The organism is Sulfurospirillum diekertiae, assembly GCF_011769985.2.
GTDB lineage: Bacteria > Campylobacterota > Campylobacteria > Campylobacterales > Sulfurospirillaceae > Sulfurospirillum > Sulfurospirillum diekertiae.
In genome coordinates this window covers 20098-36978 of the sequence record NZ_CP039734.2, presented here as the reverse complement: position 1 = coordinate 36978, position 16881 = coordinate 20098, and the positions used below count along the sequence as shown (strand labels likewise).

Genomic DNA, 16881 nt, shown 5'->3' with positions numbered 1-16881 from the left:
TGCTCAATTTATTTGTTACATAAAGGTTCACCATGATTATTTACATTCACGGATTTGGCTCTAGCGGAGAAGCCAGTAAAGCGAAACTGCTTCGTGCATATTGCCAAAAAGAAGGTATCCGTTTTATTGCACCATCCCTGCCTACCATTCCCGATCTTGCGATTAAAACACTCAGCGAATTGATCGAGTCGTATCAAGAGCCTGTGTACCTGATGGGTTCATCTTTGGGCGGCTATTACGCGCTTTATCTCAGCGACAAGTACAACCTTAAAGCCGTGCTCATCAATCCTGCGGTTAATGCTCCCGAAACATTAGAGCGCGCCATTGGACAGGGGGTGAATTATTATGACAACTCAACGTATGAATGGAACGAGTCGCACCTTGAAATGTTGGAAAGTTATGAGATCGAAGAACCTAATCTTGAAAACCTGCTTGTATTGCTTCAAAAAGGCGATGAGGTGTTGGACTACGAAGAAGCATGTGACTTTTTAGAGGGCGCGAAGATGGTCGTAGAAGAGGGTGGCAATCACAGTTTTGAAGGACTGGATCGCCACTTGGAGAGCATTAAACGCTTTTTCGGTGTCGCTTTAAAATTATAATATTATTGAGTAACTTGACCGCATAAAGTGTTAAAACCGTTCCAATGATGATGAAGAGATCGACTTTTTCACCTAAGAAAACGGCACTTAAAATGATCGCCGAAAACGGTACCAAAAAGACGAACGAGCTCACCTCGGCAGCGCCTAATTTTTCAATACCTAAGAAAAAGATCGTATTGGCAAAGGTGGAGGCTGCGAGGGAAATCAATAGCGTGTTGAGCCAAAAAATGCCATCAAATGAGCCAAACGGTATCGTGCTCACATCCACAAACAAAACCCAATCTAACACAACGGTGACAATGTACATGTAAAAGGTAAAAACAATCGGTGAGATCTTTGTTGACTTCGAGCTGACAATCGTCAAAACTGCCCATAAAATGGCGGCTAATAAAAAGTATAGATTGTGAATCACTAAAATATGCGCTAAATCAAACGTCCAAATATGCAACATCGTCAAAACACCCACCGCACCCAAACCCAGTGCAAACAGGTCTTTGGTACTGACCTTTTTAGCCCCCATCAACGCCAAAAAGATAAACGTTAAAATAGGAATCATCGTCGTTACCATCGCGCCACCTAAAGAGGCTGTACCAAACTTAGTGCCAAGATAGTAGTATTTGTTGTAAAAAATCAACGCTAACGCCGCCAATACGACTAACCCAAAGCTCTTAAGGTCGATTTTGAACGAATGCTTCAGCCACACAATGATGGGAACCATCGTAATCGCTGTAATGCCAAAGCGCAAAAAGATCATCTCAAAAGCGCTGACATAATGTCCTAAAATTTTCACATTGACCCACGAGCCACCCCATGCAACCATTGCAAGAAAAAGTAAAAAAAAGAAAATATTTTTGTTTCCCATAAAAACTCCTTGTCGCGAAGTTTACACAATTTCAGATTATTTATATAGAATAAAATTGCTTTTTTGAAGCAGTGTCTTGGGAGAGTAACCGTAAATTTTACGAAAGGAGCGGATAAAATGCGACTGATCGCTAAAACCTGCCTGCAAAGCAACTTGAGAAAGTGACTCACCTTTAATCACAAGCGTTTTGGCTTTGCATACGCGCCCAGCGATGATGTATTGATGCGGTGTCAAGCCTGTATGATTTTTAAAAAGCCTTAAAAAATGGTACTTACTCACATGCGCCGTTGAGGCGAGGGTATCTAAAGTGATGTCCGATCCAAGGTTGTCATGAATGTAATCTATGACCACAGACATCGCTTTAGGATCTTTACATGTAAACAGATACGACGTGGTTTTTTGCGCGTAATGCGCTATAAGATAAGAGAGGGCATCAATGAGCTTCGACTCTGAGTGCATCGGCTCTTCATTAGCATAAATAGTGTGAAAAAAAGCAGCCAGCCTCGCATAGAGTTCGGCATCTTCAATGATATGTTGCTCAAAAATCGGTATCTTCTTCTCGCCATACATCTGCTCATAAAGCGTACTTAAAAGCTCCACACTGGGATAGAAATTGGTGTATTTCCATGCATACGAATCGCCGCCATGAATTTCACCCGGATTGATAATCCGAGTAGTGCGTTCATATGCGGAAATTATTTGACGCTCATGATGTGACTTAAACATGCCCTCATGCGTGATTCCAATCGCGTAGGTGTCGTGAAAATGAGATGAAAAGGTATTGGTCGAATGAGCGATATTTTCAAACGCAGTATCATTCAATAAAGAAGGTTTCATGGCAAAAGTATAACGCAATTTTACACGTCATAATAGAACAAAATTGCGCATATTTTTTTAGTATGAAGGCAACTCACATTGGCGCGCTTGCGCTATGCGAAGTAAACGCTCTCTTGCCTGATCACTTTCTTGATAATCTTTGCTCAAAGCTGGATTATCGCTAATCAAAAACATTGCCGGTGAGAAAACAGTAATGCCCGTCAATCCTTTGGATTGATTATCAGCTTGCATGCTCATCACATCTTTCTCAAGCTCTTTAAGATGTTCACGTGTATGCGTCAACGCTAGTGTCAGATCTTTGCAATCTAGTTGATACTCCGCAGATTCCATATCGCTTGGTAACAACCTCATGGACGGTGGCAAATGACTCATATCAGGCGGTAAATCCCTCGCAGAATGTGCACACCCAACACACAACAACCCTATACAAACAAGACTAATTACTTGTAAATTGAATTGCTCGACCTTTGCCATCCAAACTTCCCCAACTAAGTACTGAAATACCAACCGTTCCGTAACGGACATAAATGACAGCATCTGCACCAAGTTTTGCTGCCTCCTCTTTGAGCTTCGCATCAATCATCTCTTTGGTGGGTTCTGGATGAAAAATCGTTGTTTTATTGACAGTGACCGCAAGATCACCCAGTGAAACGTACGGGCGATTTGTCATATCTCCTTCTGTTAATTGAACCTGATCAGGAGAAACCTGTTTGATTTCTTTAATCGCTGTATTGGGATTGGTCACTTGGCTTTGAGACCACGTAGCACATCCCGATAATAAAAAACTCACAACCATACTGCCCACTACAAATCTGAAAGACATTCTTACTCCTTTTAGTAAAGTTTGATGGTAGAAGATTAGTAGCGTGTAAATTTGACCGCTTGCGCTTTGCCTTCGATGCCGCTCACGCGATTCCATGAAGCACCCAGTTTCGTGTAACGTACGTAGATCAGTGCGTCAGCTCCTTTTTTGGCAGCTTCTTCTTTCAGTTTTGCCTCGACTTGCTCTTGGGTTGGCTCTTCACCCCATGGATTAAGTTTTGTTAGCGTAACACTCACTTCACCAAGGCTTGCATAAGGTCGATCAGTAATGTCAAGATCATAGAGAAGCACTTGTGTAGGTAGCGTGATTTTAACCTCTGACGTGACAGGAGCAGGTGTTTCAGGTGCTTTTTGACTCCAAAAATTGAAGTTCAAACCGATGGTAGAACATCCTGAAAAAAAGCCTAAACATATTAACATTGCTACCCATTGTTTCATCGTTCACTCCTTAAAAATTAGACAAAGTTTACCATAAAAAAAGATTAGATCGTTTTTATATGTAAGCTTTTAATCTTCCACAAAATAACCATGCGCACTAAGAAAATACCGCTGAGTAACCCATAGCACAAACTAACACTCAAAATAAACCATAGCTCAGTGACAATGGCTAATTCTCTGGCAAGTGCTACACCTACTGCAAATTTAAGCCAAAAAATGACCATCATCAGAGTCAACCAAAGCCAACTTCCTTTGATCGCAAAAGCGTTATATTCTGCCATAAAAACCACATTGTAAAAAGCTCTTATGCGAATTCCCAGTGCCATCATCGCCATCATTCCTACACTCCACGCCACAATCCCAATACTCATGCCAAATGCGGAGGCAACGCCGTATATGGAGAAAATTATCATCATGCAAGGCAATATAAACGCACGCACATAAGAAACCTTACGATCACGACTTTGCATCCAGCCTAATATGAGTAACACACCAAAGAGCAGAAAAACCCACACGGGAGTATGCGCTAAAATTGCCAGTACCATGACGATTCCTTTTTGTATAACCTATCAGCCATTTTATCATATAATACACTTTCGTAAAGGAGGCGCCGTGCAAAACGTACTCTTAGAAATTGCCAAGCAGGCGATCAGTGACAGCTTTAACCATACATCTACTTTGAATCCAAAAGCTTTAGTGCAAGCACATCCTGAATTTTCAACTCCTAAAGCTACGTTTGTAACACTCACCCTTGATGGTCAACTGCGTGGCTGTATCGGCTCACTCATAGCCCATAGACCTCTTCTAGATGACCTTATACATAACGCCAAAGCAGCTGCTTTTGATGATCCACGTTTCTATCCGCTCAGCCCCGAAGAGTTTTTACATGTAAAGATTGAAATCTCTCTTTTGAGTGAACCCCAACCCATCTTATATGAAAATACCAATGACCTCAAAAGCAAAGTTACGGTGGGAATGGATGGCATTATTCTTCAAAAAGAGTCTCGAAAAGCAACCTTTTTACCCCAAGTGTGGGAACAACTGCCAACCTTTGAACTCTTTTTTTCACATCTATGCCAAAAAGCGGGGTTAGCACCTGATTGCTTGGAAAGCCATCCTGAGATTTGGTATTACAGGGTTGAAAAGGTGAAATAATGCACTATTTTAAGACTGAAGGCTCCCGTCTGGTTTGCTTACTCTGTGCGCACTGCTGTCATCTTAAAGAGGGACAAATAGGCATCTGCGGTGTCAATCAAAATGTCGATGGAACTATCAAAAATCTGGTGTATGGACATCCCGTAGCCATGCACATTGACCCTGTGGAGAAAAAACCGCTCTACCACTTTTTACCTGACACCAGAGCCTTTTCGATCGGAACGATTGGTTGTAATTTCAAATGTCCTTTCTGTCAAAACTGGAGTATTTCGCAAGAAAAATCTTTACATGTAAAAGAGTATTTTGCCCCCCAACAGATTATCGAAATGGCGCTCAAATACGAATGTGCTTCCATCGCCTACACCTACAATGAACCCACCATTTTCTATCCCTATGCTAAAGATATCGCCATTTTGGCTCATGAAAAAGGAATGAAAAATATCTTCGTCACCAATGGCTTTGAATCCAGTGAAGTGATTGATGATATGGTAGGCATTATTGATGCGGCGAATGTTGATCTCAAATCTTTCAACCACGACTACTATAAAAAAGAGCTCGGAGGAGGGCTTGAAACTATTTTGGAAAACCTCAAGCACTTCAAGCGTAATGGCATTTGGATCGAGGTTACTACACTTATCGTCCCCACCAAAAACGACTCCGATGAAGAATTGAATTCTATCGCTTCCTTTATTGCCAAAGAGCTTGGCGTTGAGACACCATGGCATATCAGTGCTTTTCATCCTGACTATCATGAGCAAGGGCTTCCTTCGACTTCTATTGAAACACTTAAACGTGCCGAAACGCTTGGCAAAAATGTAGGACTTAAACACATCTATATTGGGAATGTCGGGCTTGAAAATCCTACGAGATGCGTTACATGTAATGCTATTTTGATCACACGAAAACGCTTCGAAGTGATGGAAAACTATCTCGTAGATGGATGCTGTCCAAAATGCAATACCAAACTCACAGGAGTTTTTGATGAATAAACACCGTAAAGCTGCTGTAGCTGGGATGTTTTACCCTGACGTCTGCAGTGAAATAAAACACATGTTCGATCATTTTGATAAAGCGATGCCCAACATAGCACTCGATGTTATACCCCGCGCGCTCATTGTTCCTCATGCGGGCTACATTTACAGTGGCTATACCGCCAATCTTGCTTACCACTATACCGCATCCAAATGCTCCGATGTTGAACGTTTGGTTGTCATTGGTCCTAGTCACCGCATCTACGTAGCAGGGGCTTCCATTGCCCTTTTGGAGGCATACCATACACCGTGTGGCGAAATAGAAATCGACTTAGCATTCAGTTATGCCCTTAAGCGAAAATTTGCCTTTTTAGACTTTCACCCTATGGCACATGAGGAACACTCCACCGAAGTGCAAATGCCTTTTATTCGACAGTATTTCAAACACGCTAAAGTCGTTGAAATCGTCTATGGAGACATCTCTCACAGCGAGCTCTCAACACTCATCGACGAAGTGCTAAGCGATGAAAAAACACTGGTGGTTATCAGCACCGATCTCAGCCATTTTTACACGGAAGAGGAAGCCAATAAGCTCGATCATACGTGCATAGAAGCAATTTCGCATCTTGACCTTCATGCGCTCTCTCATGGATGCGAAGCATGCGGTATAACGGGTGTCAAAGCGATGGTTCAAAGCGCACTTTCACACAACTTTCAAGCCCATTTTTTAGACTACCGAACCAGTTATGCGCACAGTAAAGATGCAAGTCGCGTGGTAGGATACACGTCATTTGTAATTGGTTAAAAAGTAGACGCTAATTGCTTAGGTTAATTTTTTTGCTGTTAGGGGTGTGCTATACTTTCTCATCTATTCAAAAGGCTACCTATGCAACCCTCCAAAGACTATTTTCATGAAAAATCAAAAACATACGAAAAAGAAGTTACACGAACCAACAACGTTAAAAACATTGGCGAAGCTATTTTAGAGAGACTTATCTACGATAAAACCACAACCCATGTGATGGACTTTGGCTCAGGCACAGGGCTTTTGACCGAACAGATCGCACCGTTTGTGCGCAAAATGACAACCATCGACATCTCGCCTTCGATGAATGAAGCGCTTCGTGCCAAAAAAGAGCAATTGCCGTGTGAACTTGAGATGCTTGAAATCGACTTGGTCAATACAGAGGTTGATGCAACCTTTGATGGCATCATCTCTTCCATGACCATTCATCACGTCGAAGATGTGCAAGCGCTTTTTCACACGTTTTACCGTTTGCTTAACAGCGGGGGAACCATCGCTTTAGCGGATTTGGACAAAGAAGATGGCACGTTTCACACCGAAGATATGGGCGTGTTTCACTTTGGATTTGACCAAGAAGAGTTTGCCACGTGGGCGCAAAAAGCAGGCTTTGAAGATGTCACTATCGAAATCGTCAGTGTGGCAAAAAAACCGTATGGAGACTACCCCATCTTTTTATTGACAGGGCGCAAACGCTAGGGATTTTTTCATCGAAAATCTTTACATGTAAAATGTTTTTCTAAACAATCGGCACGTAAATCTCCGTTCGCAAGTTCTCAGGTTTCGTGCGTCTTGGGTCTCGGTTGAGGTACTTCTCAAACACAGGTGCATCACGAAGCCCAACACCCTCGCTCACCACCCAATCCATAATCTGAGCATACGTCGCTTTAAGGTTTTCATACGGCCCTTTGTGCAAAAACACTGCACATTTTCCACCATCAAGCACCTTTTTAAAGACTTCACCTTTGACCTCAATGCTTTCATCCTCGCAGGTAATGCACGCATCATAACGCAGTAAATTTTGCTCGACCAAACTGGGATTATCGTGTCCAACGCCAAAGTGCATCGTCGCTTTTCCCATAATATTTTTATGAAACTTCATTTTTTGCTCATAGGCAAACGCCATCAAGACATTCCACGCTTCGCACGAAGAAGTTTCGTACGCGCCCGTTTTTCGTACGTAAAAAACACTCATTGGTTTAAACTCGACCATCGTTGGTTTTAGCATCACAACTCCTTTGTTCGCTTTCAGCTGAGTTGCGTAGGTGCGCGGACTCACGCCGAAGCGGTTTTTGAACGCTTTGCTAAACGAGGCGTTAGTTTCAAACCCGCAGGAGAGCGCTACATCGGTGATCTTAGGTTCGGTTTTTAGCTTCCACGCCGAATACACCAACCTCACCCGAGCGATAAAATCGCCGATATTTTCTCCCGTCACGGCTTTGAAAATGCGATGAAAATGGTACTTTGAAAAGCCCGCCACTTTGGCTAATTCTTCAAGGCTTAGCTCTTTGTCTGCGTTTTGCTCGATGTAAAAAACGACCTTATACACCAAGCGAACATAATCTTCCCTGGTACTTGCTTTCATCGCACCTCTTTTGCTTTGCGTTTGGAGTATTGTAGAAAAAGCGGAAAAATAAAACTACTCCGATATTGCTAAGTTTTCAAGACTGTATAACGTATAGCTCTTTACACTTGATAAGATAAAAGTGCAAATACAATCCCGATAAATAGGGCATAGGGCGAATAAAATTTTGTATCATACAATGCAAAATCCGAAGTTTTTATTTTTTTGAAAAAACCAACAGTATTAAAATCCCCAATAGCACGCACAATAAATATCCCTGATACAATCCATCCAAAATATACTATATACTTACCGTATAAAGTTGAATATAAATCGCCAAAAGAAAGCGCAGATGCAATCCAAGCAAATCCAATTAAAACTATACCTACAACAATGGTCGCAATTTTTCCAGGGTGCAACAAAGGTTTTCCATTGATGGTCGGTATTGACTTATTAAGCCAAACCTTGCCACCCAATGCCCAATAAAAATGTAATACTCCAATGCCTATCAAAGAGACAATAGCAACTATCGTGATAATGTTCATTTTTTTCCTTAATAGATAAAAATATAGAATAATTGCGTATTCAAAACTACTCCAATATCGCTAAATTTTACACCATATACTTTTTAAATCCCTTAAATCCATCAGTTTCATATCCAAGTGATTTATAAAACTCATGAGCATCTACTCTACTTATTGAAGATACGAGCATTATGTAACGGCAATTAGCTTTTAATGCTTCAGCTTCCAAAGCACTCATAAGTGCCCTTCCAACACCTTTACTCCTCGCATGTGTTGCGACGACAACATTTTCTATCACCATGAAAGATTGGCATTCTCCCACTAAGTCAAAGCAAATAATTCCCATAGCTGAGCCGATTAAATCATCCTCTATTTTTGCGCCCAATACACTATAATTTGGATTTGCCATTATAGAGTCCAAACTGGAAGACATTTTGCCAAGATTGCTTTTGGTTCCTATAAACTCCGTAAAAAGCGTTGATAGTTTTGGTAAATCATTTTTTGTAATTCTCACTATTTTCATCGCTTCCCCTCAATATGCTCAATCAACTCCTCTATCACATCGACGTAATCCTGAACGTTCTGTGTCGCTTTTGCCGAAAGTATAGCGCCCTCAATGGTTGAAGTGGTAAAAAGAGCCAGTTTGGTTGTATCGCAGGGTTTCATCTCTCCTACGGTCACCGCTTTGTCGAAAATGGCTTTGACGTTGGTGCGAAATGCACCGTAGATGGACTTCATCAAGGTGTTAAAATCTTCATCGATGTTAGACATCTCTTGCACGACATTGGCAATGGGGCAGCCACGTTGAAAGTCACGCACTGATGTGTCGCGCAGGCGTGTGTAAAACTCTTCCAAAAAGCCGCTGGTGTAGGTTTCGACATAGCTGTATTTTTCTAGATTTTTTTTGAGTATCACTTCTTCGATCGCAGCAAGTGCCATCTCTTTTTTATTGGCGAAGAAGTGGTACATAGAACCTTTGTGAACGCCTGCTTTAGCTAAGATATCGCAGAGTGATGCACCTTGATAGCCATGCGAAAAAACTTCGTCAAAGGTGGCATTAATAAGCTTATCTCGTGTCGTTTCCATCTCTTTTTCCTTGTGTAATTGAGTTGATTATAGCATATTTTTACATTACTTGACTAAATGGTCAATTTTTGTTAAACTTCACTTGACCAAACAGTCAAGGAGGTTTTATGAAACGTGCTCTTATTGTTGTGGATGTTCAAAATGAGTATTTTGATGGCGGTGCTTTACCGATTAGCTATCCACCCCATAGTTTTGAGCGGATCAAAACAGCCATTTCCGAAGCGCAAAAAGCGGAAATTTTGATCGTTTTTGTGCAACATACCAGCCTTCAAAAAGATGCAGGAGCCTTTGTACGAGGAAGCTACCTATGGGAATTTCACGATGAGCTCAAGAAACTAAAGCCTGGCCTTTATATTGAGAAAAACCATGCGAGCTCTTTTGCAGGAACAGACTTAAACTACAGATTGCGAACTCTTGGTGTCGACACTGTTGCCATCATAGGCTATATGACGCAAAACTGTTGCGACGCCACGGCGCGTGATGCCTCACAACTTGGTTTTAACGTCGAGTTTTTAAGCGATGCCAATGGCACGCTGGCATTTTCCAATGAAGCAGGGGAGGTGAGTGCACAAGAGTTGCACCAAGCTTTTTTAGTCGCGCAAGCATTTGGATTTAGTCGCGTTTTAACGCTTAACGAATGGATACCATTACTTAAAAAGGAAACATCATGCCATTAATCAATACCGTCAAACCCGAAAATGCCACAGGTGAGCTCGCAGAGCTTTATGGAAAAATCACTGCAATGCGCGGACGAGTGAGTAACTCAGCGCAAATCTTTAGTGCAAGTCCAGAGCTGATCAAACAGCAAATGAGTTTCATCGAATATTACATGGTTAAACAAAAAAGCCTTTCGATGCCTTTGCTTGCCTCTATTCGTATGCTTATTTCCGATAAAAACAGCTGTAGCTATTGTGTCGATATGAATGCTTCTATCCTCATCAACATGCTGGGCTGGACCCCTAAAGAAGTGGAAGCAATGCGTGCTGACCCAAAAAGTGCAAAACTTGAGGAGAAAGAAAAAGCAATGCTTCTCTTTGTTCTCAAAGCGGTGCGAACACCACACGACGTTGAAGCCAAAGATGTTCAAATACTTCGTGATCTTGGTTATACCGATGGTGAAATACTCGACGCAACCAATCATGGTGCACGTATGACTGCTGTTGACATCATCTTTGATGCGTTTAAAATCGAGAAAGATTTTTAGTCACATTTGCCTTAAAAGTAACGGCTAATTAAGGTATAATTCGTCTAATTCTTTTAAGGCACACTTTTTTATGATTAATAATGAAATTTTCTATCTTTTTTCCATCATTTCTGTCGGTTATATCTTAGGTAATATCAAAGTCAGAGGCTTTTCTCTGGATGTGACCGCCATGCTTATCGTAGCACTCATCGCAGGGCATTTTGGTATGGTAATCTCTGATGCATTTCAATACTTTGGATTGGCGATTTTTATCTATGCAGTAGGGCTTCAATCTGGTCCTGGTTTCTTCGATACCATCAAGCATGAAGGACTCAAGCTCAATTTAATTGCTACGGCACTTTTAGTCTTGCTCTTTGTCATTATTTTTGGTTTTGGTTACTTTTTTGAGATGCCTAAAACCATCATCGATGGTATTTTTACAGGAGCCCTTACCAGCGTTCCAGCACTTGCGGCAGCTCTTGAGATTAAGCATACACCAACGACTTCTGTTATTTTCGGCCTAGTTTATCCTTTTGGAATTGTGGCAACAGTACTTTTTATTCGTCTACTTCCAGTGCTTTTTCGTGTTGATTTACAAAAAGAGGTTGAAGAGTACGAGTCAAGTCAAAAAGTACGCTTTCCTGACATTTTGACTCGTAACTTTCGCATTACCAATGAAAACTTCAGAAATATCGAAATCAAAAAATCCAAAATAGAGAGCATGACCTCTACGGTCATTGAACGTATGACCTCAGATGGCGCGATTGACCATACCACGGAAGACGTTTCTTTGAGTTTTGGAGATGTTATTAGAGTTGCAGGAACGGAAGAACAACTGGCAAATCTCAGCATCGTTTTGGGTCAAGAGATTGGAGAAGAGCATGAATTCCAAGACAATATGATCGTTCTTAGACTCCTCACCACTTCAAAAGAGATCGTGGGTAAAAAAATCGGTATGATCAAAGAGCTGAAATCTCTTCGTGCGGTGATTACAAAAGTAAGACGTGCAGGTATTGATATTCCTGCATACCCAAGCCTTACCTTGCGTCTTGGTGATAAACTCTACGTTGTTGCACCTAATGCGTATGGTGAAAAAGTGACAAAACTCATTGGTAATGATCTTTTAAAATATCCCGCTGCAGATTTTTTACCTATTTCTTTGGGAGTTGTGTTTGGTATTTTATTAGGAAGCATTCCTCTTTATATCCCAGGTGTAGGCGACATCAAACTCAGCTTTGTTGGTGGTATCTTAATTACCGCCTTAATCCTTGGGCGTCTTGGACGTGTTGGACCAATCGTATGGAATCTTTCACCCCATTCAACGACACTTTTAAAAACGCTTGGTCAACTCATTTTTATCGCAACACTGGGCACGAATGCAGGCAAATACCTCGTTGAGTCACTAGAAAACAATGGCATTTTACCCATCATACTCGCCCTTGGTGCGCTTATTCTCTCTTTGGGTCTTATAACGTTTATATGTCGAAAAATTTTCAAGATGAATTTCTTAGATATTTTAGGTCTACTCTCAGGCGCTATGACCTCTACCCCTTCATTAACGATGGCAAACAACATGACCAAAACAGACTACCCTTCCATCGCTTATGCAGCGGTTTATCCTCTTGGTTTGGTACTGGTTATTGTCCTTGCGCAACTGGGTATGAAGATTATGTAACATGCAGATGGACATCCTGACGCACAATCATTGGCTCAATAATTATGTTTTAAACAAAGAATTTAGCCTCCTTGCAGGAATTTCATCCAATGCCTATCGTTACTGGAAAGATGTTGAAGCCGCGAAATTTGATGATGCAAGGGTAGTATTCCTGCGAAAAGAGAGCATCATTCCTAAATACAAAGAGATTGTTAAACAGTGCACAAATCTTACAGGAATGGTACAATCTCAAGCCTTTTGCAAATATACAGGACTTGCGCCTTCCCATCTCATAGAACACAACAACTCTTGCATCTACAAAGCATTAGAGATTATTGATGTATGTGATATCAAATTGGTCAATCTCCAAAAATTTTACGATGATTTGAAATTAGACTACAACTACCATATCTACATTGAAAAATGTAAGTATTTTGGTCCTTCTCCTTTTGAAAAAAAAATCACGCTTTCGAGTGGGATCTGCGTGGGGTATTATTAACCTAAAACGTTATTGGATTACAACACAAAAGTCACGCTTCTTCGTTATAATGCTTTGTACTTAAACCAAAGGAGAAAATAATGTTTGGCGGACGACGTATAGCAGAATTAGAAACTGAAAATCAGACACTTAAAAACGAACTTGAAACACTCAAGAGCGAAGTCATACGACATGAACAATCTCAACAAAAATCTTTAGAAGAAACTCAGAATGCAACACCTATCAATCAAACTAAAGATGAGCTTTTAACAATTCTACTTGGAAGCTATGAAGATGGTATGAACTTCCTTCAAAATACCATTGAAGAAAGCTTAACGATGCTCAATGAGATTAACACACTCAATAATGCTTCACTTAAAGGGGGAGAAAGTATCGGAATACAAACCAAAGATATTGCCCAATCTCTTGAAAAAGTGCAAGAACTCACGCAAAAATTTACACATGATGTTGAAAACCTCTCAAGCAGTGTTTCTGCCATCAGTGACATTATCAACCTTATTAAAGATATTTCAGACCAAACCAATCTTTTAGCACTCAATGCCGCTATTGAAGCTGCACGTGCAGGAGAACATGGGCGTGGTTTTGCTGTTGTCGCCGATGAGGTGCGTAAACTTGCTGAACGCACCCAAAAAGCAACCCTCGAAGTCGAATCAAACATTAGCATTCTCAAACAGAACACTAACTCTATGGCCGATACTAGTGAAACATTCCAAACGGAATCACGCGCCTCTATGAAAATATTAGAAGCGTTTAGTGGCGAGATTACAACAATGCTTTCAAATTCACAAAGTATTACCAATAAATGTGACAATGTAACCAATGAAATTTCTGTCAGCAATGGTAAAATTGATCATATTCTCCTCAAACTCCAAGGCTACAATGCAGCCCTCTCACAGAAAAAAATTGATATCTTGGGACATACATCATGTCGCTTTGGTAAGTGGTTTGGCAATATTAGCGCTAAACTTAATAACGCCATTGTACAAGAGGTTAGTAACCACCACATTGGTGTTCATGATGGCTTGAAAAAAGCGATTGACGCATTTGCGACACATTCAGACTCACGAGAAGGAATTGAGCTATTTCGCTCTGTCGAAAAATCAAGTAAAATTGGTTTTGAAAAATTGATTGAAGCTTTTAAAAGCATTCGTAAAGAGTAAAACGTAATATGTGCCTAGAAGAAGGATTAATGGCATCAACTCACTTGATGTCATTAATCCTCAAATAAGCACAAAATCGTTATACTTCCACTCTTCCGATCATAGAGAGGTGTCCGAGCGGTTGAAGGAGCACGCCTGGAACGCGTGTGTGGGGCAACTCACCGAGGGTTCGAATCCCTTCCTCTCTGCCAGTATGTCCTCAAACCCCTACAAATAGCCACTTTCAAGAGATTTTAGATTTTAATAATTTAAAGTGTCCAACTTTTTGTCCAACACCTGTCCAACAACAAAACAAATACTTGTACAAAAGACACAATGTTTATTATTTTAGTAAAAGAATTAATAACATTCCTTGCAAAATCTCTTTAAAAAGTAACAATTTAGAATATTGTATAATCTTAAGAGATAACATTCTAAAGAGTATAAATAGTATGAAAAAACAAGAAGAAGATGTAAAAAACATTATCAAATCAGAGCTAAATAGTAATTTAGAGTTTGATGGGGAAACATTAGAAAAAATTCTAGAGTTAGGTATAAAAGCTTTAGGTAAAAATAGCTCATACTCAAGCCTGTTAAAACAAAAACAACTCACAAAACAAACACTATATAAAATCAATGATAAAAATGAACTGTCAAGCGAAGCGCAGAACTGGTCAGTTTATAGTGTAAAAAAGTTGCGAATTGAAACTTAAACCACCTCTTGATTTTGACCTTCTATGTTTGAAGATTTAGCTTCAAACTTATAGATTTCTGAGTGTAAAACTCCTGTTTGTTTCTTCTCTTTAAGTCGGTAGCTATCTCCTTGAATATTGATGATATGTGAGTGATGTAACACTCGATCTAATATAGCGGTTGTAACGATTTTATCTCCTGCAAAGACTTGAACCCATTTACTAAATACAAGATTTGAAGTAAAAATGGTAGAGCTTTTTTCATAGCGTTTAGAAATAATTTGAAAAAAGTGATTGGCTTCTTCTTTGCTCATATTGAAATATCCAATCTCATCAATGACAAGTACCGATGGAGAGGCGATAGATTTCAAGAAGCTATCATATTTTTTCTCTTTTTTGGCTCTATTTGCATTACTTAAAAGCTCACTTATGGTGGTAAATCTTACTTTATGCGATGTTGCACCGCTTTGAGTGCTAGCGCAATAGCAAGATGTGTTTTACCCACACCACTTTCACCTAAGAGGATGATGTTCTCATACTTTTTAACAAATATTAGGCTTGAGAGTTCTTCAATCTGTTTACGGTTCACGCCAACGGAGAAAGTGTAATCAAACTGCTCTAATGTCTTAATAACTGGGAATCCTGCGAGTTTGGTCAACATATTTTTAGACCTTCCTAGTCTATTATCTACTTCCACTCGTAATACCTCCTCCAAGAACTGTGTATATTGCCAATTCTCTTTAGCTGCCATACTGGCAATATCATGATATTTTTCGCCTATGATAGAGAGCTTGAGTTCTTTACATAACTCATCGATAGAGGTATCTAACTCCATAATGCACCACCATAAAATCCAACAGGAAGGATGATGTTTGCAACCATGGGTATAAACTCATCGTAACATTGAATGTCTCTATTGGGGATATATAATTTTTCCAAGTCTTTGTGAGAATTGATTGGGGAATATTTTTTAGCTACACTTTCAATCAAAGCTTTAGGGTGGATTCCTTGATAGGCTTTAGGCACAGGAAGTAGCTGTAACTGCTCCTGTGCTAACAACTCAAATGGCATCTGTAATGTCGTTTGGTGGATGCGTTTATTGGCGGTATTGTCCAACCATTTTAGAACTTCCGCATTTGCATTATCAAGCGTTAATGTGTAATGTTTCATAGAGAGTCTCACTCGTAATCCATTATGAAAGTTATACCGCAGATAATGGTTAAATCTCTCAACTTTTCCTTTGGTTTTAGCGCGATAGGGTTTGCATACTTTGATACTAAATCCACAGTGTTTGGCAAAGTCAGCAAACAAGGGATTGAATCTATGATCACCTTTACCATAGTCATTTCGTGACAATATGACAGTTTTCATATTGTCATATAAACACTCTTTTGGAACACCACCAAAGTAGGCAAAAGCGTTCATATGGCACCCTATCAAGGTCTCAATCTTCTCATTATTAACGTATTCCACATAAGATGCTCTAGAGTAACCCATCGTCGCTACAAAGGCGGATAAATTATCCTTGGGAAACTCTACCCAGTCAACTTGCATCTGCTGGGCTGGTTTGGTTTCAAAGCGTATAATAGGCTCATCTAATTTGGCTCGAGCTCTAAGCTCATATCTTAGTATGACTTGTTGAAGCCACCTTAGACTTCCATCATATCCAAGCTTCTTAATCTCTTCATAAATGACGGTTAAGGGTATTTCACTTTTCTGCTGCTCTGCCGTCTCTAACATCTTGGCGATATGTGGCAAATAAGGATCAACACTGTTAATCACAGGAGGTCTATTGATATGGGGAATATAATCATCTGGAAGATTGGCATAGCGCCTTACAGTTTCTCTTGAAATACCTAACTTTCTAGCAATGGCACTTTTACTAAACCCTTCAGCTAAAAACTTCTTTATCATTTTAATTTCACCTTTTTTTAACATTCAACTCCTTTCCAAAAAATTGAAAATGGAGTTTAACCAATTTAACTTGGTTCTTTAAGGTTTTAAATCAAAATGCAACTCTCAAATTACATTTTCTACTGACCAGTTTAGCAGTT

22 protein-coding genes, 1 tRNA gene and 1 pseudogene are annotated in these 16881 nt (G+C 40.1%); 12 read left to right on the top strand and 12 right to left on the bottom strand.

Annotated elements, in window-relative coordinates:
• Nucleotides 1-32 precede the first annotated feature (32 nt).
• Nucleotides 33-599 (top strand): YqiA/YcfP family alpha/beta fold hydrolase, encoded by a 567-nt coding sequence (locus FA584_RS00225; RefSeq protein WP_167749909.1) that lies wholly within the window; start codon nt 33-35, stop codon nt 597-599.
• On the opposite strand, the gene FA584_RS00220 is transcribed toward FA584_RS00225, so the two are convergent.
• From FA584_RS00220 to FA584_RS00195, 6 genes are read right to left on the bottom strand one after another with little or no spacing between them, the layout of a single operon-like run.
• Nucleotides 565-1461: a DMT family transporter gene (locus tag FA584_RS00220; RefSeq protein WP_167749908.1), complete on the bottom strand. Its 897-nt coding sequence runs from the start codon at nt 1459-1461 to the stop codon at nt 565-567. The two genes, FA584_RS00225 and FA584_RS00220, sit on opposite strands and share 35 nt — an antisense overlap.
• A gap of 36 nt (nt 1462-1497) precedes the next feature.
• On the bottom strand, nt 1498-2298 hold the full coding sequence (locus tag FA584_RS00215; protein WP_167749907.1) for an AraC family transcriptional regulator: 801 nt from the start codon (nt 2296-2298) through the stop codon (nt 1498-1500).
• A 57-nt stretch (nt 2299-2355) separates the two neighbouring features.
• A complete protein-coding gene (locus tag FA584_RS00210; protein WP_167749906.1) occupies nt 2356-2772 on the bottom strand; it encodes a hypothetical protein in 417 nt (138 codons plus the stop codon).
• Nucleotides 2735-3121 carry a YbjQ family protein gene (locus tag FA584_RS00205; protein ID WP_167749905.1) on the bottom strand — a complete coding sequence of 129 codons (387 nt, stop codon included), beginning with the start codon at nt 3119-3121 and terminating at the stop codon, nt 2735-2737. The genes FA584_RS00210 and FA584_RS00205 overlap by 38 nt, the downstream gene beginning before the upstream one ends.
• A 35-nt stretch (nt 3122-3156) precedes the next feature.
• On the bottom strand, nt 3157-3558 hold the full coding sequence (locus FA584_RS00200; protein ID WP_167749904.1) for a YbjQ family protein: 402 nt from the start codon (nt 3556-3558) through the stop codon (nt 3157-3159).
• A gap of 44 nt (nt 3559-3602) precedes the next feature.
• Complete coding sequence (locus FA584_RS00195) at nt 3603-4103, bottom strand: DUF6622 family protein (RefSeq protein ID WP_167749903.1); 501 nt, start codon at nt 4101-4103, stop codon at nt 3603-3605.
• Nucleotides 4104-4170: 67 nt separating this feature from the next.
• Here FA584_RS00195 and amrA point away from each other — a divergent pair, with 67 nt between their 5' ends.
• From amrA to FA584_RS00175, 4 genes are all read left to right on the top strand, one after another.
• Nucleotides 4171-4713 (top strand): AmmeMemoRadiSam system protein A, encoded by a 543-nt coding sequence (gene amrA / locus FA584_RS00190; protein WP_167749902.1) that lies wholly within the window; start codon nt 4171-4173, stop codon nt 4711-4713.
• On the top strand, nt 4713-5702 hold the full coding sequence (gene amrS / locus FA584_RS00185; protein ID WP_167749901.1) for an AmmeMemoRadiSam system radical SAM enzyme: 990 nt from the start codon (nt 4713-4715) through the stop codon (nt 5700-5702). The genes amrA and amrS overlap by 1 nt, the downstream gene beginning before the upstream one ends.
• Complete coding sequence (gene amrB, locus FA584_RS00180) at nt 5695-6489, top strand: AmmeMemoRadiSam system protein B (RefSeq protein ID WP_167749900.1); 795 nt, start codon at nt 5695-5697, stop codon at nt 6487-6489. Before amrS ends, amrB begins: the two co-directional genes overlap by 8 nt.
• A gap of 81 nt (nt 6490-6570) precedes the next feature.
• Nucleotides 6571-7185: a class I SAM-dependent DNA methyltransferase gene (locus FA584_RS00175; RefSeq protein ID WP_167749899.1), complete on the top strand. Its 615-nt coding sequence runs from the start codon at nt 6571-6573 to the stop codon at nt 7183-7185.
• A gap of 40 nt (nt 7186-7225) precedes the next feature.
• On the opposite strand, the gene FA584_RS00170 is transcribed toward FA584_RS00175, so the two are convergent.
• From FA584_RS00170 to FA584_RS00155, 4 genes are all read right to left on the bottom strand, one after another.
• On the bottom strand, nt 7226-8071 hold the full coding sequence (locus FA584_RS00170; RefSeq protein ID WP_167749898.1) for an AraC family transcriptional regulator: 846 nt from the start codon (nt 8069-8071) through the stop codon (nt 7226-7228).
• 101 nt (nt 8072-8172) lie between these two features.
• Nucleotides 8173-8595 carry a DUF3995 domain-containing protein gene (locus FA584_RS00165; RefSeq protein WP_096045426.1) on the bottom strand — a complete coding sequence of 141 codons (423 nt, stop codon included), beginning with the start codon at nt 8593-8595 and terminating at the stop codon, nt 8173-8175.
• 67 nt (nt 8596-8662) lie between these two features.
• The gene (locus FA584_RS00160; protein ID WP_096045425.1) at nt 8663-9097 is read right to left on the bottom strand and encodes a GNAT family N-acetyltransferase; all 435 of its coding nucleotides are present in this window, start codon (nt 9095-9097) and stop codon (nt 8663-8665) included.
• Nucleotides 9094-9660 carry a TetR/AcrR family transcriptional regulator gene (locus FA584_RS00155; RefSeq protein ID WP_096045424.1) on the bottom strand — a complete coding sequence of 189 codons (567 nt, stop codon included), beginning with the start codon at nt 9658-9660 and terminating at the stop codon, nt 9094-9096. Before FA584_RS00155 ends, FA584_RS00160 begins: the two co-directional genes overlap by 4 nt.
• 107 nt (nt 9661-9767) lie before the next feature.
• Here FA584_RS00155 and FA584_RS00150 point away from each other — a divergent pair, with 107 nt between their 5' ends.
• The 7 genes from FA584_RS00150 to FA584_RS00120 all read left to right on the top strand — a co-directional run bounded on the left by FA584_RS00150 (nt 9768) and on the right by FA584_RS00120 (nt 14848).
• Nucleotides 9768-10337 (top strand): cysteine hydrolase family protein, encoded by a 570-nt coding sequence (locus FA584_RS00150; protein ID WP_096045423.1) that lies wholly within the window; start codon nt 9768-9770, stop codon nt 10335-10337.
• The gene (locus FA584_RS00145) at nt 10328-10864 is read left to right on the top strand and encodes a carboxymuconolactone decarboxylase family protein (RefSeq protein WP_096045422.1); all 537 of its coding nucleotides are present in this window, start codon (nt 10328-10330) and stop codon (nt 10862-10864) included. The genes FA584_RS00150 and FA584_RS00145 overlap by 10 nt, the downstream gene beginning before the upstream one ends.
• 70 nt (nt 10865-10934) lie before the next feature.
• Nucleotides 10935-12518 carry an aspartate:alanine exchanger family transporter gene (locus tag FA584_RS00140; RefSeq protein WP_096045421.1) on the top strand — a complete coding sequence of 528 codons (1584 nt, stop codon included), beginning with the start codon at nt 10935-10937 and terminating at the stop codon, nt 12516-12518.
• Nucleotide 12519: 1 nt separating this feature from the next.
• Nucleotides 12520-12996, top strand: coding sequence for a cheVAW transcriptional regulator CheQ (gene cheQ / locus FA584_RS00135; RefSeq protein ID WP_096045420.1), 477 nt, complete (start codon nt 12520-12522; stop codon nt 12994-12996).
• A gap of 80 nt (nt 12997-13076) precedes the next feature.
• On the top strand, nt 13077-14156 hold the full coding sequence (locus FA584_RS14750; protein ID WP_096045419.1) for a methyl-accepting chemotaxis protein: 1080 nt from the start codon (nt 13077-13079) through the stop codon (nt 14154-14156).
• Between the two features lie 103 nt (nt 14157-14259).
• Nucleotides 14260-14347, top strand: a tRNA-Ser gene (locus tag FA584_RS00125).
• A 240-nt stretch (nt 14348-14587) separates the two neighbouring features.
• Nucleotides 14588-14848 (top strand): hypothetical protein, encoded by a 261-nt coding sequence (locus FA584_RS00120; protein WP_167749897.1) that lies wholly within the window; start codon nt 14588-14590, stop codon nt 14846-14848.
• Here the strand turns inward: FA584_RS00120 and istB are convergent.
• Nucleotides 14845-15662, bottom strand: a pseudogene (istB, locus tag FA584_RS00115) (IS21-like element helper ATPase IstB). The gene FA584_RS00120 and the pseudogene istB overlap by 4 nt on opposite strands.
• On the bottom strand, nt 15653-16765 hold the full coding sequence (gene istA / locus FA584_RS00110; RefSeq protein ID WP_167749319.1) for an IS21 family transposase: 1113 nt from the start codon (nt 16763-16765) through the stop codon (nt 15653-15655). Before istA ends, istB begins: the two are co-directional and overlap by 10 nt.
• Between the last annotated feature and the right edge of the window lie 116 nt (nt 16766-16881).